The organism is Annamia dubia NIES-4383 (assembly GCF_055394725.1).
The window spans coordinates 2,077,943-2,102,530 of sequence record NZ_AP025630.1; the positions used below are offsets into that span (position 1 = coordinate 2,077,943).

At 31.1% G+C, this 24,588-nt stretch carries 22 protein-coding genes; 17 read left to right on the forward strand and 5 right to left on the reverse strand.

All coding sequences use genetic code 11. The features are described from left to right. Positions 1-17: 17 nt before the first annotated feature. From Anndu_RS09340 to Anndu_RS09360, 5 genes are all read right to left on the reverse strand, one after another. Positions 18-1,265 (reverse strand): glycosyltransferase family 4 protein, encoded by a 1,248-nt coding sequence (locus tag Anndu_RS09340; RefSeq protein WP_464100945.1) that lies wholly within the window; start codon positions 1,263-1,265, stop codon positions 18-20. Between the two features lie 24 nt (positions 1,266-1,289). Further along, complete coding sequence (locus Anndu_RS09345) at positions 1,290-2,249, reverse strand: glycosyltransferase family 2 protein (RefSeq protein WP_464100946.1); 960 nt, start codon at positions 2,247-2,249, stop codon at positions 1,290-1,292. Positions 2,250-2,256: 7 nt separating this feature from the next. After that, positions 2,257-4,125 (reverse strand): SAM-dependent methyltransferase, encoded by a 1,869-nt coding sequence (locus Anndu_RS09350; protein WP_464100947.1) that lies wholly within the window; start codon positions 4,123-4,125, stop codon positions 2,257-2,259. A 61-nt stretch (positions 4,126-4,186) separates the two neighbouring features. Continuing rightward, complete coding sequence (locus Anndu_RS09355; protein ID WP_464100948.1) at positions 4,187-6,097, reverse strand: polysaccharide biosynthesis protein; 1,911 nt, start codon at positions 6,095-6,097, stop codon at positions 4,187-4,189. Between the two features lie 45 nt (positions 6,098-6,142). Then, a complete protein-coding gene (locus Anndu_RS09360; RefSeq protein ID WP_464100949.1) occupies positions 6,143-7,003 on the reverse strand; it encodes a hypothetical protein in 861 nt (286 codons plus the stop codon). 528 nt (positions 7,004-7,531) lie between these two features. Here Anndu_RS09360 and Anndu_RS09365 point away from each other — a divergent pair. The 17 genes from Anndu_RS09365 (at position 7,532) to Anndu_RS09445 (ending at position 24,557) form a co-directional block, all read left to right on the forward strand. Next, positions 7,532-8,863: a nucleotide sugar dehydrogenase gene (locus tag Anndu_RS09365; RefSeq protein ID WP_464100950.1), complete on the forward strand. Its 1,332-nt coding sequence runs from the start codon at positions 7,532-7,534 to the stop codon at positions 8,861-8,863. Next, a complete protein-coding gene (locus Anndu_RS09370; RefSeq protein ID WP_464100951.1) occupies positions 8,860-9,795 on the forward strand; it encodes a Gfo/Idh/MocA family protein in 936 nt (311 codons plus the stop codon). The genes Anndu_RS09365 and Anndu_RS09370 overlap by 4 nt, the downstream gene beginning before the upstream one ends. Positions 9,796-9,874: 79 nt before the next feature. Beyond that, entirely contained in the window at positions 9,875-10,456 is a 582-nt protein-coding gene (locus tag Anndu_RS09375) for an acyltransferase (RefSeq protein ID WP_464100952.1), read from the forward strand. Positions 10,457-10,462: 6 nt separating this feature from the next. Further along, positions 10,463-11,149 carry a WbqC family protein gene (locus tag Anndu_RS09380; RefSeq protein WP_464100953.1) on the forward strand — a complete coding sequence of 229 codons (687 nt, stop codon included), beginning with the start codon at positions 10,463-10,465 and terminating at the stop codon, positions 11,147-11,149. Positions 11,150-11,163: 14 nt separating this feature from the next. Further along, the gene (locus tag Anndu_RS09385; protein ID WP_464100954.1) at positions 11,164-12,084 is read left to right on the forward strand and encodes a glycosyltransferase family 2 protein; all 921 of its coding nucleotides are present in this window, start codon (positions 11,164-11,166) and stop codon (positions 12,082-12,084) included. Further along, entirely contained in the window at positions 12,071-12,766 is a 696-nt protein-coding gene (locus tag Anndu_RS09390) for a formyltransferase family protein (protein ID WP_464100955.1), read from the forward strand. The genes Anndu_RS09385 and Anndu_RS09390 overlap by 14 nt, the downstream gene beginning before the upstream one ends. 149 nt (positions 12,767-12,915) lie before the next feature. Further along, positions 12,916-13,293: a DMT family transporter gene (locus tag Anndu_RS09395; protein ID WP_464100956.1), complete on the forward strand. Its 378-nt coding sequence runs from the start codon at positions 12,916-12,918 to the stop codon at positions 13,291-13,293. A gap of 49 nt (positions 13,294-13,342) precedes the next feature. After that, positions 13,343-13,891, forward strand: coding sequence for a Uma2 family endonuclease (locus Anndu_RS09400; RefSeq protein ID WP_464100957.1), 549 nt, complete (start codon positions 13,343-13,345; stop codon positions 13,889-13,891). Positions 13,892-13,895: 4 nt separating this feature from the next. After that, positions 13,896-14,765, forward strand: coding sequence for a class I SAM-dependent methyltransferase (locus tag Anndu_RS09405; protein WP_464100958.1), 870 nt, complete (start codon positions 13,896-13,898; stop codon positions 14,763-14,765). Positions 14,766-14,801: 36 nt separating this feature from the next. After that, entirely contained in the window at positions 14,802-15,419 is a 618-nt protein-coding gene (locus Anndu_RS09410) for a class I SAM-dependent methyltransferase (RefSeq protein WP_464100959.1), read from the forward strand. Further along, positions 15,416-16,549, forward strand: coding sequence for a dTDP-4-amino-4,6-dideoxygalactose transaminase (gene rffA / locus Anndu_RS09415; protein WP_464100960.1), 1,134 nt, complete (start codon positions 15,416-15,418; stop codon positions 16,547-16,549). The genes Anndu_RS09410 and rffA overlap by 4 nt, the downstream gene beginning before the upstream one ends. A gap of 31 nt (positions 16,550-16,580) precedes the next feature. Next, positions 16,581-18,383: an ArnT family glycosyltransferase gene (locus Anndu_RS09420; RefSeq protein ID WP_464100961.1), complete on the forward strand. Its 1,803-nt coding sequence runs from the start codon at positions 16,581-16,583 to the stop codon at positions 18,381-18,383. 86 nt (positions 18,384-18,469) lie between these two features. Beyond that, positions 18,470-19,630: a DegT/DnrJ/EryC1/StrS family aminotransferase gene (locus tag Anndu_RS09425; RefSeq protein WP_464100962.1), complete on the forward strand. Its 1,161-nt coding sequence runs from the start codon at positions 18,470-18,472 to the stop codon at positions 19,628-19,630. Further along, positions 19,627-20,913, forward strand: a complete 1,287-nt coding sequence (locus tag Anndu_RS09430; protein ID WP_464100963.1) for a lipopolysaccharide biosynthesis protein — start codon at positions 19,627-19,629, stop codon at positions 20,911-20,913. The genes Anndu_RS09425 and Anndu_RS09430 overlap by 4 nt, the downstream gene beginning before the upstream one ends. A 15-nt stretch (positions 20,914-20,928) precedes the next feature. Continuing rightward, positions 20,929-22,851, forward strand: coding sequence for an asparagine synthase (glutamine-hydrolyzing) (asnB, locus tag Anndu_RS09435; RefSeq protein ID WP_464100964.1), 1,923 nt, complete (start codon positions 20,929-20,931; stop codon positions 22,849-22,851). Positions 22,852-22,978: 127 nt separating this feature from the next. Continuing rightward, positions 22,979-23,623, forward strand: a complete 645-nt coding sequence (locus Anndu_RS09440) for a PIG-L deacetylase family protein (RefSeq protein WP_464100965.1) — start codon at positions 22,979-22,981, stop codon at positions 23,621-23,623. A gap of 13 nt (positions 23,624-23,636) precedes the next feature. Then, positions 23,637-24,557, forward strand: a complete 921-nt coding sequence (locus Anndu_RS09445) for a UDP-3-O-(3-hydroxymyristoyl)glucosamine N-acyltransferase (protein ID WP_464100966.1) — start codon at positions 23,637-23,639, stop codon at positions 24,555-24,557. Positions 24,558-24,588: the final 31 nt, after the last annotated feature.

Consider the following 24,588-nt stretch of genomic DNA (forward strand, 5'->3'; position numbering starts at 1 on the left):
AATATCATTAAGAGAGTTTAGCTGATTTTATCACAAACTATTTCATTGAAAAAGTCAGAAACTTTTTGAGCTTCTGTTTCCCAGTTGGTTTTGTTGACAAACTCTAATCCTGCTTGGATAAATTTTTGACGCTTTTCCTCATCTTCTAATAACTTAACTAAAGCATCACTAAGAGCATCTACAGTTGGTTCAACTAAAACTGCATTTTCTTGATTCAATAACCATTCCACATTGTCACCCTTATTGCTTACAACTGGACAGCCACAAGCCATCAATTCCAAAGGTAATAAAGAAAGATTGGTAAATGATAAAACCAAAGCTACATCACATTGATTATATAGCTCTGCCAGTTGATCAAGAGGAACAATTCCAGCGTTTATATAAGAAAATGGAATATCATAATTACTGATGTCCCAACCTGCTAAAACAAATTTTACATCGGGCAGTTTTTTGGCTACTTCTCTTAACGTTAATAATCCTAACTCAAACCCACGACGAGGAGTTACTGATCTTGCATAAAAGAAAATTTGTCTTTGTTGAGATTTATTCTGATTTTGTGAGTTTAGGTTATACAACTGTCGATCAAAAGAAAAACTAATCGCTTTAGTTATCATCCCATATTCTCTTTTTAATTTTTCTGCTAACCAATCACCCGCAGTAATTCCATAAAAACCAAATTTATAAGTTTGTTCAGCCCATATATATTCACTACTGTGGGAGTAAAAAAAAGGCTCAAAATCTTGAACAAAATAACATTTAATTTTAGTTAAAGAAAATCTTTCTACGGTATAAGCTGTAATCCAGCTAGTAGCAACAGTGATCCAAGCAGGTGGAATAGACTCTTCACCAATAGAAACAGTAGCTTTTAACATATTAAAATGTTGACAGATGTATTGATAAGCACTGTCTCCAGAATCGAACTTAGAACCACCAACAATAACAATTCTGCATTGATACCCATTTTTTTCTAAATTAGCAATTAATCGAAAAATATTGATATGACCGCCAGAACCTTTATGAAAATCAGGAATAATCCAGTTAACTGTTTTTTCCGAGATTTTAGTATCTTGATTTGTAAAAGATTGAGTTCTAGGAGGTATCAGAATAAAATCATAAAAACTGAATACGTCTATTTTATTAACCTTATCTACTGTTTTGTTAGACAATTTTTTCAAAGGATAAAAACATAAGAACAACAAAAAATTAGTTAATCCTAATTGTTTAAATTTATTATATATTTTCAGTTTTATTTTTTTTAAATTCATGATAATAAATATTGTGAGAATAAATTATGATTTTTTTAATTGATGATCAAGAGATAAAACATTAGATAAATTAATAGCTAATTTATCATTATTTTGTCCTAAATAATATCCTAATTGACGCATAAAATTATTTGGGACAATCTGATAAAACCAAGAATTATTCATAAGCCGATTTTTGTAAGCAAACATTAAATCTGATTTGCTCATCATTAGAAAATGATAGATTAAATATTTTATACTGGGACATAAATCATAACCAAAAAAGTTTTTAAATGCTTTAGCTTCATCAAAACTTCTTTGTAAATATTCCCAAGGAGAATAATTATGTGAATGAAATACACAAGCATCATTAGCATAAGCTTTAGCGTATCCAGCTTCGATAACTGTTTTTGCCCAAATCTGATCTTCCGCAAAATTTACATCAGGATAAGGAATTTTTTGCCAAACACTACGACGAATACAAGCATTATTATCAGAAAAAAAGTGTAAAAACTGTTTATAGCCTAAATCATGTTGATAACGCTCTGGATCATCTAATTTAACAATAGGATCATGTTGACAGAAACCATCAAAATGTAATTTTAAATCTCTAGCAACAAAAGGATTACAATTTGGAGAGGGTAAATGTCTACCAAAAGCTCCGGCAATGTCTTCTCTTTGCTCTACTGCTTTAACTAAATTGTTTAACCAATGCTCATTAGAAGGTATAGCATCATGGGTAATTAAAGCAACAAATTCTCCTTTTGCCATAGATATTCCTAGATTCCTTGTTTTGCCATGTCCAAATTCTTCTGATGGTATTTGTTTCAGTCTAACAGCATCTTGGTATTTTTGACATAGTTCTATTGTGCCATCATTAGAACCAGAATCAATTATTAAAACTTCAAAATCCCAACTGGTTTTCTGATTAATTATATTTTCAATAACTTTCCTGAAAATATTACCTGGATTTTTAGTAGGAATAACTACAGTCGTCTTTAACATATCAAATTTAATTTTGATTTATAAATACAGATTTTACTTTACACCATAAATTACGCAATTTCCAAAATTTACTACTTTCCATCCCAGATATGGTTTCTTTTGCCATGAAAAGTTGAGATTGAGTTTGCTGTAATTGGGATTCATATTTCTCAACAAATAAATCAGTAATCAAAAATTGTGTTTTTTGTTCTAATAGATTAAGATACTCTGTAAAATTAGGGGAAGATAAATAACTAACCGTTGTTTGTAATTTAAACTCCATTTCTAAATATTGGTCAATTTTTGCTGAAGTAACATCAATATCTAATAAATCTGTACAAAATATAACAAAGTTTTTAAGTGTTAATATAATATCTTTATTTTTTAAGACTTCTCCAATCCAAGGGTTAAACATTTGGTACAAGAAAAATAGTCCTCTAAATAAAACATAATTGAGTTCAATTTTCTCTAGGTATTCCCATTCTTGATCTATATAAACTAAATTACCGTTTTTTTCGATCATTAAATTCCAAGGTACACAATCTATATATTTACCCGATAAATATATATTTTCTCCTTCAGTTTGTGAAAATTTTAACAAAAATTGATACCATAAATTTAAAGGTTCTAATAAAGATTCTTCTACATTTTTAGTTTTATCTCTGAATGCTTCGATGAATAAATCTATCAATAAAATACCATCAAGAAATGGAGTTTTTTCGTGAATTTCATGTTTTAAAAATCCTTGACTTTCTTTAGTTTCTTCGTATGCTTTAGCTAAATCAGGATATAAAAAGTCTTTCTCTATTACTAAATTATTTTCATCTAATTTTTTTAAATAAGTTCCTGTCATAAAGTGCTTATATCTTGTGGCATTAAACTTAGATGCAAAAGTATTTTCATCTATATATTTCTTAATAAGATGATCAGAATTGGGACTACTTACCACTAAAAAAGAATTACCAAATTGAGATAATAGTCCATTTTTTTCTAGTTGTTTCCCTAATAAAAATTCATGGATATATTCATTTTTAGCACGTCCATAATCTCTTGAATTACTATAACCTAGCCAGTTATAAATAAAAGGCTGATCATAATTATATTTCTCAATTTCATCTAAATTTAAAATTACATCTGGTACTTTATAATCAGGAAAAGGATAGAGAAATTGATGACAATTAAATCCTGAAATTTTTAATAAATCTTGTAATTCTTTTTTTCCAAAAGTTCTCACAGGATATTTACTAGGATAACCTTCTATGCCATCAAATAATAAGCCTGTATGATCTTCACTACATCCTGCAAAATATTTCATCCCAAACTTATTTTCGATCGCAATAACTAAAATACCATCTTCTTTTAAAAATTTTTTAGCATTTTCTAAAGCTAGTTGATAGGGATTTTCGGCTTCTATATATTTACCACTATATTCTAATACTCCAATTAAGGTAACAATGTCAAATTTTTCCGTTAATTCTAAATCTTGAAAATTAGAACAAATAACATTTACATTATCTAAATTTCTACATCTTAAAGCATTAATTTTTGCCCTTTTTTGACTACCTTCTACCGCAATAACTTGACCAGTATTTTCACCTAAATATCTTGTAATTGAACCACATCCTGCCCCTAACTCAAGGACGGTATCAGTTTTTTTTAAGTTTAAACAACGTAGTAAATTATTTCTTTTCGGGCTTAAATGATATTCGGAAGGCCAATCTCGAATATATTTAGCCAATTCTACTGAATCAAAACTTAAATCGGTAGCATTTTTGATACATTCTTCTAAATAATTTTCTGCTTCTGTACCATCGGAATAATCAAAAGACAAACTATCATTTGCTGATAGCCATAAGTTGATTTCTGATTGTCTGTTAAATTCTTCAGGATATTTCATTTTAAATTTTGTCTATAATGGGTTTTATACTTTAATAAATAAATTTTACGTTAAAATAAGTTTAAGAATTTGAAATCAAATGATTAGATTCTAACTTATTTTTATAATCATTGATTTTGTTCCATAATTGATCTTTAGCTAAATTATCTTGAACCGCTAAATTAAGTTTATTAATAACATTATGCCAAGCTTGACTTGATGGAACAATATTAGATGCTACCATAAGTTGAGGATGGTGTGTTCTTTCTAATTTTTCATTGGCATTAACTAAAGATTCATGTAGTTTTTCACCCGGACGTAAGCCTGTAATTTTAATAGGAATATCCACATCGGGGGTAAATCCTGCTAATTCGATCATTTGTCTAGCTAAATCATAAATCTTAATTGGCTCTCCCATATCTAAAATTAAAATTTGTCCCGATTTTCCCACCGCTAAACTTTGAATAACTAATTGAGAGGCTTCAGGTGTGGTCATAAAATAACGGGTCATTTCTGGATCCGTGACTGTGACAGGCCCCCCTCGATTAATTTGAGCTTTGAAAATGGGAACGACACTGCCTCGACTACCTAAAACATTACCAAATCTGACCACTAAAAAGCGGGTTTTATTTTCTTGTGCCAAACTTGTGACCATTAATTCGGCCAATCTTTTGCTTAAACCCATAAAATTAGTAGAATCTACTGCTTTATCGGTGGAAATCATGACAAATGTTTTAACGTCATATTTAACAGCCATTTGAGCTAAAAAAGCTGAGGCAAGGGTATTATTTTCGATCGCCTCGGTGGGATTATCTTCCATTAAAGGAACATGTTTATGGGCGGCGGCATGGAAAACAATATCTGGTTGATAGGTTTGGAAAATAGTTTCCATTCTTGATTGATGACGAATATCAGCAATAATAGCCTCAATTTCAATACTAGGAAAATTGCGATTAAATTCTTGTTGAATTTTAAAAATACTATATTCTCCTCTCCCTAAAAGAATTAATAATTGAGGTTTTAACTTAGCAATTTGACGGCAAATTTCCGAGCCAATCGTACCCCCAGCACCTGTTACTAAAATTTTCTTTTGATAAATTTGCTCTTTAGCACAGGGAAATTGGTCATTAAATTGCTCCGAAAAATTCAATTTAATTTCTTGCCTCCCTAAAATATCTTGAATGGAAATTTCCCTAGCTTGAGCAGTTAAATTTTGATTAAGTAAAATTTCTTCTTGAGCAGGTAAAATTTTCAGTTCAAAAGTTGAACCCTGAGTCAAATCAACAATTTTTTTGATCTGCTCAGCAGAGGCAGAAGGCATTGAAATTAGAATTTCATCCACTTCATAATATTCGGCAATCTCATAAATTTTAGAAGTTTTTCCTAAAATTTTAACCCCCTCTACTTTACGACCTAACTTCGTAGGATCATCATCCAAAAAACCGACTAACTTGAGATTAAATTGAGGATTTTCCCTCACTTCTCTGACTACCATCGCTCCAGTTTGACCGGCTCCCACCAATAAAACTCGTTTTTCTGACTGATTAAATAATTTTTGTTTAGCCATTCGTTTTTGAGTAAAACGACGACGGGCATAACGGATTAACATCATGCCCATAACACAAAAACACCAATCAATCACCGCCACCCCCAGAGGTATTCCGCTAAAACTAGGAGTAAAACGAGGAATAATTAATCGAGTAGTAGTAAGCAAAGCCAAACTGTAAAAAGTAACAGAACTGAGGAGGATAATACTATCCCTAAAACCAAATAAACGCCAAACTTGTTGATATAAACCAAAAATATAATGGCAAAGTAAACGCCCTGGAATAGATATAAAAGGGAGAATTAAAGCTAAACCTTGATGAGTTTGCGGTATATTGCCTTCAAAACGAATGAGAAAGGCTAAAGTACAGGCAAACCAAGCCATCAAGCCGTCAAGCCCTAATTGTCCTAGACGGTATATTAAAGAAAAAGAGTGTTTTTTTGCCATAAAAATAAACAAAAGAGCCAAAAGAGAGCAATTTATTTAAGGATATTAGATTTGTGACTCTTTGGGAAGTTCGTCTACTTGATTTTGAGTTAATTCTTGTTTTAAAGATTTAATTTGCTCCAATATTACTGCACTAAATACGGCCACCATAAAACTAGCGATCGCCGCCAAAATATAAACCTTTAGTAAAGAACTAGACTGTTGTTCAATGGGTGATTTTTTTATAATCTTAACAGGTAATACTTTCTCGGTAAACTCAGCAATATTAACTTTAGAATTGTCTAAAAATTGCCGATCAACTTTTAAACTGCTTAGATTAATTATATAAGCTGTTCTTTGAAGTTCAAGGGCTTCCAATCTTGGCACATTATTAGAAGATTGACTGATTTGGCTTTCTAGGTCTTTTAAGATCAGTTCATTTTTCTGAATATTTCTATTTAGTGATTGTAGAGAGTTGTCTAAATCTGATTTTATTTTTTCTTTAAAACTATCTTGAAGTTGAGTGATGATGTGATCAGATTTATCAGTTAAATCAGTGGTTTGAGAAGATGTTAATGTTATGTCTATATTTTGATTTTCGGCATTATAGGTAGCTTGTAAATCAACCTTATCATTTTCTAAATTAGTTAAAAATTCTACCCCTAAATTATTTACTTTAGGAAGATCAATGTTCCTTGGTATCTGACCAATGTCAATGTTCTGCAGTTGAATATTAGTTAAATTAAGCTCGATCGCAATTGTTAATTTTTGAGTAAAATTTTTCGGTTTTGACAATGCCATCCCTGTAATACCTAAAGATAACAACAAGGTAACGATCCCCAAAAAACGCCAGTGCTTTTGGAAAAAAATGATTATATCTATTAAAGAAATTTCATCAGTATTAGTATTTTCAGATATATGATTCAAAGTCACGTTTTATTCTCCTTATAACTTTATTGAATAAATGATCTCGTTTCGTTATTTTGGCTCTTTAGTCTTGGTTATGACAATTTAATATTAAATAACCGATATAAGCCTTTCTATACAAGCTTTAGTAAATATTAAAATTAAAATTTTTATAAAAATTAAATTTGATTGAACTACAATACTTTGTATACAATGCTTTGATCTATTTTAATCTATTAATTTTATATAACCAAACTCACAGAGCCGTTATTTTTAAATATTATTACCTACATTCGGCAATATTTTTGATTATCAGTAGATAGATTTATATAGGGATCAATTATCAATATATTTTTTTTTATAAACAGAGCTTATCGTTACTTTAGTAAATGATTATGATAAATGTGATAAAAAATAATTAAAACAAAAAATCATTATCTGTTAAACTGATTATTGTACTTTTTGAAAATCCACTTTCAACGTCTGCTATCAATCAGGCGAGAAACCAAATCTGGAATATATAAAAATCTCAATTTTTTGATCACAAATATGAATGATTTAGAAATCTCTTTATCTAACTTTCTGAAAGACAAAATTATTAACCATAATGCAAAAGTAGGCGTTGTTGGTTTAGGTTATGTTGGGTTGCCATTTGCCGTGGAAAAAGCAAAAGTGGGCTTTAATGTGGTAGGAATAGAACAAAATCCTATGCGTGTTAATCAAGTTAATCAAGGGGAAAATTACATTCAAGATGTTAATGATGACGAGTTAAAAACAATTGTCAAAAATAAAAAATTACAAGCAGTAACTGATTTTAATCTTGTTTCTAATTTAGATGTTATTGTTGTTTGTGTTCCCACCCCTTTAACTAAAAATCTAACACCCAATTTAAGTTATGTTGAATCTGTTACCAAAGAAGTTGCTAAATATCTCAAACAAGGACAATTAATTACCTTAGAGTCTACTACCTATCCGGGAACAACTGATGAAATAATGAAGCCAATTTTAGAAAAAACCAGTGGTTTAAAACAAGGTCAAGATTTTTTCTTAGCACATTCCCCCGAAAGAGTAGATCCCGGCAATCAGCGTTATACTACGAAAAATACGAATAAAGTAGTTGGAGCTTCAGATCCATTATCTTTAGAAATTGCTACTTTGTTTTATCAACAAACTATTGAAAAAGTTGTGCCTGTAAGTAGTGCTAAAGCCGCCGAATTAGTCAAAGTTTTTGAAAATACTTTCCGAGCAGTTAATATTGCTTTAGTGAATGAATTGGCTTTATTATGCGATCGCATGGATTTGAATGTGTGGGAAGTGTTAGATGCGGCTAATACTAAACCCTTTGGTATTATGCCATTTTATCCGGGGCCGGGAGTGGGAGGCCATTGTATTCCGTTAGATCCTCATTATTTAGAATGGAAAGCCAAAGAATTTAATTTTGAAACCCGCTTTATCGCTTTAGCAGGGGAAATTAACCGAAAAATGCCAGAATTTGTTAAAGATAAAATCTGGCGAATTTTAAATACATTAGGTTTAGCCCCTTCAAAAGCCCATATTTTAGTCATTGGTGTGGCTTATAAAAAAAATATAGACGATTATCGAGAGTCTCCGTCCATAATTGTTATGGAAAAACTCCTCAATGATCAAGTTCAACTTGACTATCATGATCCATTTATCCCTCAAATCAAAATTGGGGAAAATCATCTACAATCTGTAGATTTAAGTCAAGAAAATATTGAGAAAGCTGATCTAATTGTAATTTTGACTGATCATGATCAAATTGACTACATCAAACTTGTCAATGGGGCTAAATTAGTGTTAGATACTAGGGGTATTACTCGCAAATTTAATTGTGATCAAAAAAAGGTAATTTTATTGTGAAAAAAGTAATCGTTGTTGGTGCTGGAAACTGGGGGAAAAATCTAATTCGTAACTTTTATGAATTAGATGCTTTAGCAGGAGTAGCCGAAGTAAATGATCAGTTAAGAGCCAAAATTGAAATCGAATATCCTAATCTTAAAACTTATCAAAATTATGAACAAGTTTTAGAATCAAATATTTCTGCCATTGTGTTAGCAACTCCTGCACCTTTTCATTATGAAATGGCAAAAAAAGCTGTAGAAATGGGCAAAGATGTTTTTGTTGAAAAACCAATGACTTTACACACAAATGAGGCAAAGGAATTGGCTCAACTTGCGGATCAAAATCAACAAATTTTAATGGTAGGACATTTATTATTGTATCAACCTGCTATCACTTGGATGCGAGAATATTTAGCTAGTGGAAAAGCAGGAAAAGTCCTTCATGTTGAAGCCAAAAGATTAAAATTAGGCAAGGTTCGTACCCAAGAAAATGTATGGTGGTCATTTGCTCCCCATGATGTATCAGTAGTTTTAGATCTTTTAGGTAATCCTCAATTAGAAAAAGTTAAATCTAGTGGACAAGCTTGGTTACAACCAGCAATTGAAGATAATATTTATGTAGATTTAACTTTTGCTGAAGGTAAAACTGCTCATATTCATTGTTCTTGGTATTATCCAATGTTAGAAAGAAAAACCACCGTAATTACCGAAAAACAAATGTTAGTTTATGACGAAGTTTCTCAAAAAATTACTGTTTATGAAAAAGGAGTAGATCAAAATCTTAATAATAGAGATGAAGGTAGTTGGAGTCCAGAAGTGACCGACTCTACCCCCTTAAAAATAGAATGTCAACATTTTTTAGACTGTCTTGAAACTCGTCAAAAACCACGCTCTGACGGATGGAATGGAGTGGCAGTTGTGGAAATTTTAGAACAAGCAAAAATTAGTTGATAATTGATAAGTGATAGTTGATAATTTATAATTTATAATTTATATTTTTCTTAAACATAAAATTAAATGAGGAGACCTAATGGTTAATTATTTTGCTCACGAATCGGCTTATATTGATCAAGGAGCTATGATTGGCGAAAATACTAAAATTTGGCATTTTAGCCATGTTATGGGTAAAGCTAAAATTGGTAATAATTGTAATTTAGGACAGAATGTTTTAGTTGCTAATAATGTTATTATTGGCAACAATTGTAAGGTTCAAAATAATGTTTCTTTATATGAAGGAGTTATTTTAGAAGATTACGTTTTCTGTGGGCCAAGTATGGTTTTTACAAATGTGAAAACTCCTCGCTGTGAATATCCTCGCAATACTAGCGATGATTATTTAAAAACCATTATTAAAAGAGGAGCAAGTATTGGAGCAAATGCTACTATTGTTTGTGGTATAACTTTACATGAATGTGCTTTTGTAGCGGCTGGAGCCGTTGTTACTAAAGATGTTCCAGCTTATGCTATGGTAGCAGGAGTACCCGCTAAAATGATCGGTTGGATGAGTGCTTATGGTGATATTTTAGAGTTTAATTCTGAAGGTATTGCTATGGATTCTATCGGTCATAAATATCAAAAAATATCAGATAATAAAGTAATCAAAATAAATTAATTTTTTATGCCTAAAAAAATAGCTATATTACAATCTAATTATATTCCCTGGAAAGGATACTTTGATCTCATTAACTCTGTTGACGAGTTTATTTTATATGATAATATGCAATATACCAAAAATGATTGGAGAAACAGAAATAAAATTAAAACACCTTTAGGTATTAAATGGCTTACTATTCCAGTTATTTATAATTTTGGTCAGAATATCAAGGATACTAAAATAGCAAATCCTCATTGGAAGAAAAAACATTGGTCATCTCTAAAACATAATTATAATAAAGCCAAGTATTTTAGTGAATATAAAGATTTATTTGCAGAATTATATTTAAGCAATGAAGATATATTTTTAAGTAATGTTAACTACAAATTTGTGAAAGCAATTTGTGATATATTAAAGATCACAACAAAGTTATCTTGGTCAATGGAATATAATTTAATTGAAGGGAAAACCGAGAGGTTATTAGACCTATGTAAACAAGCTCAAGCTACTGAATATATTTCAGGACCAGCAGCGAAAGACTATCTTGAAAAAGATCTTTTTAGTCAAGAAGGAATTAAGTTGACTTATATGGATTATTCCGGTTATCCTGAATATAATCAATTATTTCCCCCTTTTGAACATAAAGTAAGTATTCTTGATTTAATTTTTAATGAAGGACAGAATGCTAGTAAATTTATGAAAAGTTTTTAAAATTCTAAGCAAATATGAAGTTATCAATTGTTACTACAATGTATTATTCATCCCCATATTTACAGGAGTTTTATCAGCGTGTTAGTAATGAAACTAAAAAAATTACTGATAATTATGAAATAATTTTTGTTGATGATGGTTCCCCTGATAACTCTTTAGAAGTAGCAGTTTCTTTATATGAAAATGACAAAAAAGTAAAAGTCATAGAACTTTCAAGAAATTTTGGTCATCATAAAGCAATGATGACAGGATTAGCTCATTCCCAGGGAGATTTGATTTTTTTAATTGATTGTGATTTAGAAGAAGAACCAGAATTATTAAGTGTATTTTATCAAAAATATCAATCTGCTGATCTTGATGTTGTTTATGGAGTACAAGAAAAAAGAAAAGGTGATTTTTTTGAACAATTAACAGGTAATATTTTTTATTGGCTCTTTAATTTGTTGGCCAACTATAAAGTTCCTTCCAATGTTGTTACTGCTAGATTAATGAACAAAAGATATGTTAAAGCTTTAGTTCAACATCAAGAAAGAGAAATTTTCTTGTTAGGTCTTTGGGAAATTACAGGCTTTAAACAAATAGCTGTTAAAGTCAACAAATTGTCAAAAGGTAGTTCAACTTATGACTTAAGAAAGAAAATATCTCTTTTAGTAAATGCGATTACCTCATTTAGCAATCAGCCATTAAAAAGTATTTTTTATTTGGGTTTTTTTACTTCTATGACTGCTATAATAGCAGCTATATCTTTAATAATTTTACGACTGTTTTTCACTTTTTATCTGGGTGGCTGGGTATCCGTAATTGTTTCAATCTGGTTTTTTGGAGGTCTTAACATTTTTTGTATGGGTATAATTGGTATTTATGTTTCTAAAATATTTACCGAAACTAAACAACGTCCATATACAATTATTAGGGAAATTTATGAAAAAAAATAAACGAATTATTTTTCTTTGTTCCGGTGGTGGTGGTAATTTAAGATTTATTAAAACAACTATTGATTATGGTTGGCTAGGAAATGTATCATTAGTTGCAGTTTTAACGGATCGTTACTGTCAAGCTAATGAATACTCTCAACGTTATAATATACCTAACAAATCTATTGATTTTTCCAATAAAAATCAACTAGAATTAATTAATTCATTATTTTTTTATCAACCAGATCTTATTGTAACTACAGTACATAAAATTTTGGGTTCAGAAATTATTGATAAATTTGATAAAAAGTTAATTAATCTACATTATTCTTTATTACCCGCATTTGCTGGTTTTATCGGAACAAAAACCGTAAAACAAGCCATATCTTATGGTGCAAAATTTACAGGTGCAACAGTTCATTTTGTTAATAATAATCTTGATCAAGGACAACCAATATTTCAAACCGCTATCCCATTAAAAAATTCTGATAATTTTGACATTATTATGGATATTATATTTAGATGCGGGTGTCTTTCTCTTTTTTCTTCACTAAATTATTTACTTTGGGGAGATGAAGATAACTCTTTCTCAAGAGAAGAAGCAATTATGATCAAAAATCATTTATGTTTATTTAGCTCCAAAGTCAATATACCTTTTGATGTTAATGATGAAGAATTTTGGCAAAATATTAAGTTTTTGTAAAATTCAAATAATTTTATTCTTTAAATATTTCTTTTCCTCAGTCAAGACTTTTGCATTTAATGGATGCGAGAGGTTTAGAAAAATTTGATTTATTCAATTTTATGATTTATTTAAAACAACTTTCACTTAGATTTTAAATTGAAATAATAATGTTAACAAAACTTATAGATCATCTGTATATCTTAATAGCGATCACTTTAACAGTTTATGGTCAAATTGTGATAAAATGGCAAGTAAATTCTTCAGGTTCATTTCCTCTTGATTTAACAAGTAAATTATATTTTATTTTAAATTTATTATTAAACCCTTGGGTGATAAGTTGTTATGTAGCTACTTTTTTAGTAGCAGTATCTTGGATGGTAGCAATGACAAAATTCCCCTTAAGTTATGCTTATCCATTTATGAGTTTTGGTTTTGTTTTGGTATTAATTTTAAGTAATATCTTTTTTAAAGAACCTATTACTATAGCTAAAAGTGTTGGGATGGGTTTTATTGTTTTAGGTATAATTTTTGGCAGTAGGGGGTAAAATATTTATAATTTAAAGTTATCAAAATTTTAGATCAAAGGTAAACATTATGACTTTAACCACCTATAAATGGACAACTGAACGCTATCATCAGATAATTGAAAGTGGTGCTTTCAATGATGAAACAATAGAATTATTGCGAGGAGAAATTATTGTCATGTCCCCAGAAAGAGAACCCCATGCTTACTATAGCACAGAAGTAGCTGATTATTTGAGAAATCTGTTAGGAAATAAAGCAAAAATTAGGGAAGCTAAACCAATCACATTACCTAATAATTCCGAGCCTGAACCTGATATTGCTATTGTTAAACCTTTAGGAAAAGAATATCTCAAACATCATCCTTATCCTGAAAATATTTTCTGGATTATTGAATTTTCTCAGGCTACTCTAAGTAAAGATTTAGGTGAGAAAAAAGATATTTATGCAGAAGCAGGTATTAAAGAATATTGGGTTGTCGATTTAAAAACTTCACAGTTGAGGGTATTTAGAGATTTATTTAATAATCAATACACTTCTGAATTAACTTTCACAACAGGTGAAATTTCTCCGCTTTCATTTCCACAAGTCAAGATAAAAATTGATGTATTACTTAACTAAAATCATGAAAAAATGTATCTACTGCCATCATAATTTTAATCTAACAGATTGGCAATGTCCAAACTGTAATAGGCAACCCCAAATTATTAATAATTTTTTAGCTTTTGCTCCAGAATTAGCAGAAAAAAATGAAGGTTTTGAAGCTCATTTTTTTGATGCTTTAGCTAAATTAGAAGCCAAAAATTTTTGGTTTAAAAATAGAAATCGTCTCATTATATGGGCTTTTAACAAGTATTTTAAGCGAGTTAATAGTTTTTTAGAAATCGGTTGCGGTACCGGGTTTGTTTTATCAGCAATTGAACATAATTTCCCTGATCTTAATATTTCTGGTAGCGAAATTTTTACTAATGGTTTAAATTTTGCTCAACAAAGATTAAAAAAAGCAGAACTTTGGCAAATGGATGCTAGAAACATTCCTTTTGAAAATGAATTTGATGTGATTGGTGCTTTTGATGTAATCGAACATATCAAAGAAGATGAAGAAGTATTAACTCAAATGTTTAGAGCGACAAAACCAAATGGTGGTATTATGATTACAGTCCCCCAACATCGCTGGTTATGGAGTCAAGCTGATGAATATGCTCATCATGTACGAAGATATACAGCCAAAGAATTAAAGAATAAAGTTGAGTATGCTGGTTTTAAAGTAATCAAAATGACATCTTTTGTTTCTTTACTATTACCTTTAATGATGATTTCTCGTTTAAAACCTAAAAACCTTCGGGTAAAATATGATCCTCTGGCTGAATTTAAAATTAGTAATTTTCTCAATAATACCTTAGAATATGTTTTAAATTTAGAATTAGTTTTAATCAAAATAGGTATATCTTTTCCTTTGGGAGGTTCTTTATTGCTAATAGCAAAAAAAGATTAAGATAGACCAATTATCTTTACTATTCTCAGAATCATCATGCCTCAAATTACATCGGGAATTCGTTCAATTTTATCATTGCCCTCTATGTATAGTCTGTTTGGATGGTTACTTGGAGGTAATCGTTCACGTCCGATCTTTGTTGAAAATTATATACGCCCCCAAAAAGGCGATCGCATTTTAGATATTGGTTGTGGTCCAGGTGATTTAATACCTTATTTACCAGAAGTAGAATATCTAGGATTTGATCTGAGTGAACAATATATAGAAATGGCTCAAAAACGATTTGGGAATTATGCTACTTTTAGGTGTGAACGAGTTAGTACAAGCAATTTAACACAGCAATCTTATTTTGATCTGGTTCTGGCTGTGGGTATTCTACATCACCTTGATGATGATGAAACATTGAAACTTTTCCAAATTGCTCAAACTGTCCTCAAACCAGGGGGAAGATTGATTACTTTTGATGGTGTATTTGTGGACAATCAATCTCCCTGTGCTAAATGGATTATATCTAAAGATCGAGGACAAAATGTTCGCACCAAAGATGGATATATAGCCTTAGCTTCAAAAATATTCCCAGATATTTCTTGTAATATTCGTCATGATTTACTCAGGATCCCTTATACTCATATCATCTTAGAATGTACTAAATGAATTACAAAATTCCTTTTAATAAACCTTACGTTACAGGTCTCGAATTTAAACATATCAGTCAAGCGATAGATAATATTCATCTATCGGGTAATGGACAGTTTACTAAGCTATGTAATCACTGGTTAGAAAGGCATATTGGCTGTCATAAAGCACTGCTAACCCATTCCTGTACCGCCGCCCTTGAAATGTCAGCCATTTTAGCCGATATTAAGCCTGGAGATGAGGTAATTATGCCTTCTTATACCTTTGTTTCCACTGCTAACGCTTTTGTCCTTCGAGGAGCAATTCCTATATTTGTTGATATTCGCCCCGATACTCTCAATATTGATGAAACGAAGATCGAAGAAGCAATTACACCTAAAACTAAAGCTATTGTACCTGTTCATTATGCTGGTGTAGGTTGCGAGATGGATACTATTTTGGATATTGCCCAACGTCATCAACTTTGGGTAATTGAAGATGCCGCTCAAGGTATAATGTCAACCTATAAAGGCAAGCCATTAGGTAGCTTTGGCCATCTAGCCGCCCTTAGTTTCCATGAAACAAAAAATATTATTTCTGGGGAAGGAGGTGCTTTATTAGTTAATCATCAAGACTGGTGCGATCGCTCTGAAATTATTTGGGAAAAAGGAACAAACCGGAGTCAATTTTTCAGGGGGGAAGTTGACAAATATACTTGGGTAGACCTAGGATCATCCTATCTTCCTAGTGATATTATTGCCGCTTTTCTGTGGGGGCAAATTAACCAAGTAAAAGAAATTACCAACAAAAGACTCGTTATTTGGCAAAAATATCATGACGGGTTAGCCAATTTAGAAGCTCAAGGAAAAATTCGTCTCCCAATAATCCCTCCAGAATGTCAACATAATGCTCATCTGTATTATATAATCTTACCAAGTCTAAAAATTCGTAATAATTTGATCAGCAAATTTAAGGACAATAATATTAATGCTGTATTTCATTATGTTCCCCTGCATTCATCCCCCGCAGGTCAACAATATGGTAAAACCAATGGAATGCTAGTAAATACGGACAAAATTAGTGAGTGTTTATTACGTCTTCCTTTATGGATCGGTTTAAATGAAACCATGATTGAAAGAATTATTGACATAATTGTTAAAAATATTTAATAATAAAATTTGCTCAAAATACATTATTTAAATGAATAAAACAAGTATTTTTAATCTTCAAAGTCTCTTTAATATATCTACTCTAACATCAATTATAGTAGTAATTATTGCAGTTACAGCATCATATATACGACTTTATTTCGGAGTTGACTTCACAGATGAAGCCTATTATACAGCCCTTGCTTACAGATATGTTTTAGGTGATGTTCCCTTTGTCAATGAGTTATCAGTAATTCCTTTTGGTATTATGATAGCTCCATTTGTTAAATTATATGTTTGGATTGTGGGAAATACAGATGGAATTATTCTCTTTGCTAGACATTTATATTTTATTTTAACATTATTTTTAGCATCAACAATATTTTTAGTTGTTAGGAAATATTTTAGTTGGTATTTAAGTTTACTAATCGCATCCATAGCTATTGCTTTTGAGCCTTATATGATTCCTAGCCTTAGCTATAATAGTATGGGGGTTATATTTTTCACGGCCGGTTGTTTTTTAGGTATTTGTATATTCTTATATCCTCAAAAAAAAACTTATTTATTTTTAGCTGGTATTTGTCATGGATTGTCTGTTTTTGCCTATCCTAATTTATTGATACCCGTCTTAGTTTATTTTTTAGGTTTATCTTTCATCAATTATAAGAATATTAAAAAAATTTTTTATTACATATTAGGAGGATTAATACCCGCTTCTTTATTATTATCTTTAATAATTCATGCAGGGATTGATAATTTTTTATTTGCTCTTAATTATGCAAAAAAAATTATCTCTTATATTTATAATGATCGAACTTTGATTGGAAATGCGAGAACAATTTTTAAAAGTTTATTGTGGCAAGACTATCCACATTATCTATTAATGTATTTGATAATATCTTCACTGTTAATAACATCATTAATTTTTAGAAAAAATAAGCAATTATTAAAAATTTTAAGCTTCACAATTTTCCTAATTCCAGCATTTGGTTTAAAAGCTAATTTTATTGAAGCATATAGTGGATTATCCTCAAGATTTTATATGTTTTATTTTAGTTATGGGTTTATTTATTTAATTTTCTTACATTTTATATCTAAAAGTAAATTTTTAAACAATCAACAGAATGAAAATAATGATACATTGATTTTTTATCTGATTTGGTTTTCTTGTTTTTTTGCTGGAATCACGATGGCATTTGCTTCTGGGAATAGCTATCGTAATTTAGGAGTAGGAATGTTAGGATGTGGAATAATAACATTAATATATGGAGTAAGTTTTTTGGATAGTAATAATGATCACAATCAAACAATAAAAAATAATAATATTCATCAAACTTTATTTATATCTTTGGCTGTTTTGTTATGTTTATTTTTTCAATATTCAGGCTTTAGTAAAAATCAACTTGTTTATAGAGATGCTAATATTCCACAATTAACTAAAAAAACTGATTTTGGTCCTTTTAAGGGAATTTACACAACTCCCGAAAAAAATCAATATTTTGAGCAAATTTATCAAGATATTAAATCATTGGAATTTAATGATTGGAAAATTTTAGTATATCAAAATAATTTACCCGCTATCTATTTATTAACATCTCTAAAACCTGCAACTAGAGTAACATTTTCAGTCCCAAACTATGCAGAAATTAGTAAAGAGAAAGAATATATTTGCAAAAATAAAGCTCAAAGAATTATAGCAGTTAAAGTTAATCAAGTTTTGAACTGGGTCTTAGAAGGAGTTACGGACGATTTAGTTAATGATCCCATCAATAAATTAATTCAACAATCAGAAATTACAAAAATTATTGATAGAGACAATTATAGTATATATGTCGTAGAGAAGTTACAATGCTAAATCTGATAGTTTGATTAATTGAACTCATTTAGTGTAGACTTGGTAAAAGTTGTTTTTCCTAATGATGTCAATATAAATAAATCTTTATGAGTCATACCAAAATACCCGTTTTAGACCTTAAACCTCAATATCAAGCCATTAAAGAGGAAATAAAAACTGCCATTGATGCTGTTCTGGAATCGGGACAGTTTATCATGGGGCCAGAAGTTAAATTATTTGAGCAAGAAGTTGCCCAATATTTAGGTGTTAAACACGCTATTGGTGTTAACTCTGGTACGGATGCTTTAGTTATTGGCTTAAGAGCGATGGGGATTGGGGCAGGAGACGAGGTAATCACTACTCCTTTTTCTTTTTTCGCTACGGCTGAATCTATCAGTAATGTCGGAGCAAAGCCGATTTTTGTGGACATTGATCCTAATACCTTTAATCTTGATCCCAAATTAATCGAAGCTAAAATAACTCCCCAAACCAAAGCCATTATGCCCGTCCATTTATATGGAAATCCGGCAGCAATGGCGCAAATTTTGACTATTGCTCAAAAATATAACCTTAAAGTCATTGAAGACTGCGCCCAATCCTTTGGAGCAAAATATTATGGTAGTTGCTCAGGTTGTAAAAATGATTGTGATAAAACCATCAAAAACTCAATCACAGGTAAATTTACTGGTACTATTGGTAATGTCGGAGCTTATTCTTTCTTTCCTTCTAAGAATTTGGGGGCTTATGGGGATGGCGGCTTAATCGCTACGAATGATGATAACATAGCGGAAATCGCCCGAATGTTAAGAGTTCATGGAGCTAGGAAAAAATATCACAATGAAATTTTAGGCTATAATTCCCGTTTAGACACTATTCAAGCGGCAATTTTAAGAGTTAAACTCCCTCACATTGATTCATGGAATGAAGGTAGAAGAAAAGTTGCTAAAATTTATAATGAATTGTTAGCAGGACTTAGTGCAATAATCACCCCAGAATTAAGTGATGGTCACGTTTTCCATCAATATACCATTCGTATTACTAATGGTAAAAGGGATCAACTACAACAATATTTAAACTCTCAAGGGATTGGTAGTATGATTTATTACCCGATCCCCCAAGATCAATTACCCATCTATCAAGGTCAATATGAGCCTAATCCCATTAGTGATTTATTGGCAACTCAAGTTTTAAGTCTTCCGATTTGGCCGGAATTAGATTTAGAAACTCAGCAATATATCGCTACCAATCTTTCTAATTACCTAGTATGAGAAATTTGATTAGTCAACTAAAAAGTTTTTGGAAGGGTAGTCAATTTATTCAGAGTGTTGCTGTTTTAGCAGGTGGAACTGCACTGGGGCAAGGAGTTGTGGTATTAAGCTTACCCTTAATAACTCGTTTATATACACCAGAAGCACTGGGAAAATTAGGCATTTTTACGGCTTTTGTTTCGGTCGTCTCAGTGGCATCTTCTTTTCTTTATGAAGCCGCAATTGTATCAGCAAAAAATGAGCAAGAAGCGGCTAATCTTTCAATTTTATCAATGATTATTGCGATTTTTACAACTCCAGTAGCTCTTATTATCTATTTTTTATTAATTAAATTTAATTGGCTCGGCTTTTCTATCTTACCAGTTTCAAGTCTATTGTTAACATCATTAGGCATTTTATTAACTGCAATCTTTAAAGTTTTAAGATACTGGTTAATTAGAAGAAGTAATTTTACTTTAATTAGTCAAATTACAATTTTCCAAAATATAGCCAAAGCCTTAAGTCAAGTTACATTCGGTTTTTTCAACTTAGATTGGTTAGGTTTACTGATTGGAGAATTAATCGGACGAGGTTTAGGATTAGGTCAAATGTTGCGTCAAAGTTGGCAAGAATTAATTTACTTGGTGACACCGTTTAAATTTAAAAACTTAACTGACGTTGCAACTCAGCATTTACACTTTCCCTTATATGCTCTACCTTCTTCTTTAATTGATATTTTGGCAATGAGTTTATCAGTTCCTTTAGTAACACAATTTTATGGTTCTCAGTCTGCTGGATATTTTTTTTTGGCACAGAGAGTAATTTCACTTCCCCTCGCTTTAATTGGAAGTAGTGTCGCTGATAGTTTTCATAGCCAAGTGTCAGCTTATAATATTTCCGAACCTTTAAAAGTAAAAAAGTTTTTCCTAAAAACGGCAAAAACACTAGCTTTAATTGGGTTATTGCCCACTCTTATTTTAATGATTTTCGGTTCACAACTTTTTACCTTAGTTTTTGGAGAAACATGGACATCGGCAGGTTTACTAGCTTCTATTATGTCTTTTTGGGCTTGGGCGGGGTTAGTGGTAAGTCCCATCAGTCGGATTGTGTTTGTCTTAGGAGGACAAAAATCCAAGCTATTGTATGATATTTTTGCTTTATTAGTTTTAATATTGTCTTTGTATGGTGGTTTTAAGTTAAATCTCTCTTTAACTACTTCAATTGCCTTATTAAGTGGCTTTAATGTCCTCGCTTATGGATTATATTTTCTCATTCTTTTACAAATAGTTAATAAATCTACTTAAAGGAGTTTTTGATCAATGTGTGGAATTGCTGGATTAATATCCAATTCAACAACAACTATTGCAAAAGAAACAATTAATTGTTTTCTGAATAAATTAGAACATCGTGGACCTGATGATCAGGGAATGTTAATTTTCAACCAAAACAATATTAAACGAGGGAAATTAGCACTAGAAGATACAGAAGCAGAAGTAATTTTACTTCATAGACGACTTTCAATTTTAGACCTTTCTGATGCTGGATCACAGCCTATGTCTAGCTTAGATGGTTGTTATCATATTGTTTTTAATGGAGAAATATATAACTATATTGAACTGAGATCAGAATTACAAAATGAAGGATATACTTTTCATTCTCATTCAGATACAGAAGTTTTACTTTGTGCCTACCGTCATTGGGGAGTTGATTGTCTCAATCGTTTAGTAGGGATGTTTGCTTTCGCTATTTTAGATACTCAAAAACGTCAAGTATTTTTAGCCCGTGACTTTTTTGGCATTAAACCGCTATATTATACTTTTTGGCAAGGCGGTTTTGCCTTTTCGTCAGAAATTCCTCCTTTATTAGAGTTATCAGGTGTAAGCCGTAGTGTTAATCCTCAAACACTTCATAACTATCTTCGTTTTGGAATTACAGATCGTGGTCAAGATACGCTGTTTGCTGATATTAAACAATTAGCATCAGCTTTTTATGTAGAAATACAATTAGATTATCCTAAAGTTTTTGAACCTGTCTGTTATTGGCAAGTTGACCTCAATCAGCCAATTGAAATTTCTTTTGAAGATGCTTCTCATCAACTGAGAGAACTTTTTTTAAATAATGTTAAACTTCATTTACGAAGTGATGTTCCAGTGGGAACAGCCCTTTCGGGTGGAATTGATTCTTCGGCGATCGTTATGGCAATGCGATATTTAGAACCAAATCTCGATCTTCATACATTTAGTTATATTGCTGATGATCCCTTATTAAGTGAGGAATGCTATATTGATATTATTGGGAAATCAGCAAATGCTATCATGCACAAAATACAACCTTCCTCAGAGGAACTGTTAGCTGACTTGAAACATTTAATTGAAGTACAAGGAGAACCATTTGGAAATACAAGCATTTATGCTCAACACTGTGTCTTTCGTCTTGCATCCGAAGCTGGAATAAAAGTGATGTTAGATGGTCAAGGAGCAGACGAAATTTTGGGAGGCTACTTTTCCTATAAGGGGGCTCGTTTAGCTTCTCTGCTGCGCCAGCAACAATGGAAAAAAGCTTATCAATTTAGTCGCACAGCTTCAGCAATACCTGGAATGGGAAGTTTGCTCTTGACTCAATGGACAATTAGTTATATTCTATCTCCTAGAATCCAAATAGTAGGGAGGAGACTAGCGGGGAAAGACCTGACTCCATCTTGGTTAAACCGTTCTTGGTTTCAGAAGCATCAAACTATCCCGATGCTATTTGACTATACTCAAAGTTATGCTATCCTGAGAGAATCCCTTTTAGATAGTGTTACCAACACCTTACCCTGTTTATTGCGTTTTGAAGACCGAAATTCTATGGCTTTCTCGATTGAGAGTCGTGTTCCTTTTTTAACTCCTGCATTAGTCTCTTTTATGTTAAATTTGCCTGATGACTACATTATTGCACCTGATGGAATGTCTAAATCTGTATTTCGTTCAGCAATGAAAGGAATTGTTCCAGATTCAGTTTTACAGCGAAAGGATAAAATCGGCTTTGCTACAACCGAAAGTCAGTGGTTAATGGCATTAAAAGAATGGGTTGACACTGTACTTGATTCGGAAGTGGCAAAAGAAACTCCAGTTCTCAATTTAGAACAACTAAAACATGATTGGAACTTATGTTTACAAGGTAGAAAGTCTTACCAAACTAATATTTGGAAGGCAATTAATTTAATTGAGTGGACAAGGCAATTTGCTATTAAATATTTTTAGGAATTATAGAGATTAATAGTTTAATATCTAAGCCTTTTAACTCTCGCAGTTACCACAACTTACATATAATTGCTACATTGGTATAATAACACCATGTTTACTACAAACTTTAACTTAAAAATAATATATGCTATTTGATGATAAGGCAAAATCTGTTATGGTTCTTGCTCCTCATACAGATGATGGGGAGCTAGGATGTGGAGGAACAATAGCTAAATTAGTAGAACATAAATATCAAGTTGTTTATGTTGCTTTTTCTGCCGCTGAACAATCTCTATTACCAAATTTACCAAGAGATATTCTTAGACAAGAAGTTAGGTTCGCAACCCACACTTTGGGGATACAGGAAAAAGATTGTATTGTATTTGATTTTGAGGTTAGAGCATTCTCTGATAAAAGACAAGATATATTAGATGTGATGATTAATTTAAACAAAAAATACGCTCCTAATATAGTTTTTTTGCCTAGCTCTTATGATACGCATCAAGATCATACTGTTATTACTAATGAAGGATTCCGAGCCTTCAAAAAAACAACAATGTTAGGTTATGAGGTTATGTGGAATAATTTAGATTTTAGAACGACTTGCTTTGTTCCCTTGACAAATGAACACAAAAACAAGAAAATTGAATCTCTTAGATGCTATAAATCTCAATTGTCACGTCCCTATTTTTCTGAAGCTTTTATCCAAAGCCAGTTAATCACTAGGGGTGTACAAATTGGACAAGATTATGCAGAGGCATTTGAGGTTATTCGTTTAATTTTAAATTGAGGTTTTTAGGATCATGAATTACATCAAAGTTAGTGTTAAATCAGCTATAAAAATACTTGGAGAACAAGTTGTTGAAATTGTCGGTGATCTCAATAGAGATTTTAGCAATCCCGTTTCTATCTATGAAGCAAAAAGCAATTTAGATATATGTTTTTCTACACATGAAAAACATGAAATTTTAGATATTATTAATAATACAAAAGCTGGAGTTATTCTTTGTAAAAAATATGAAGATTTCTTAACTCAATTAAAAATAATCGATAAAACACTTATTTTGGTTAAAGATCCTCGTTTATGCTTTTTACGTTTAGTTGAGGCTTTTTTTGTTCCAAAAATTGAATACAAAATACATCCTACAGCAATTATACATCCGGAGGCAAAAATTCATTCAAATGTACATATTGGTCCATTCACTCAAATTGGAAAATGTGAAATTGGTGAAAATACGATAATTTATGGAAATACACATATTTATTCTAACAGTAAAATCGGTTCTAATGTTGTGATTCATAGTGGAGTAATTATTGGTTCAGACGGTTTTGGATACCAAAGAAATGAAGATGGTTTACTAGAAAAATTTCCACATATCGGGGGAGTCATAGTAGAAGATAATGTTGAAATTGGTGCTAATACCTGTATAGATAAAGGAACATTAGGCCATACAAGAATAGGGCAAGGAACGAAAATAGATAATTTAGTTCATATTGCCCATAATGTAAAAATTGGAAATCATGTCATCATTACCGCTCATGTTATGATTGCAGGAAGTACAGTAATTGGCGATTATACTTGGATTGCCCCTTGTGCTTGTATCAGAGAAAAAATATCGATTGGCAGAAACGTTACAGTCGGTTTAGCTGCATTAGTCGGCAAAAATTTAGAAGATGAATCAGTAGTAGTAGGTTTACCAGCTAAAAAAATAAACAAACAATGAAAATTTATTTAGCTACTATTTGTATATTAGA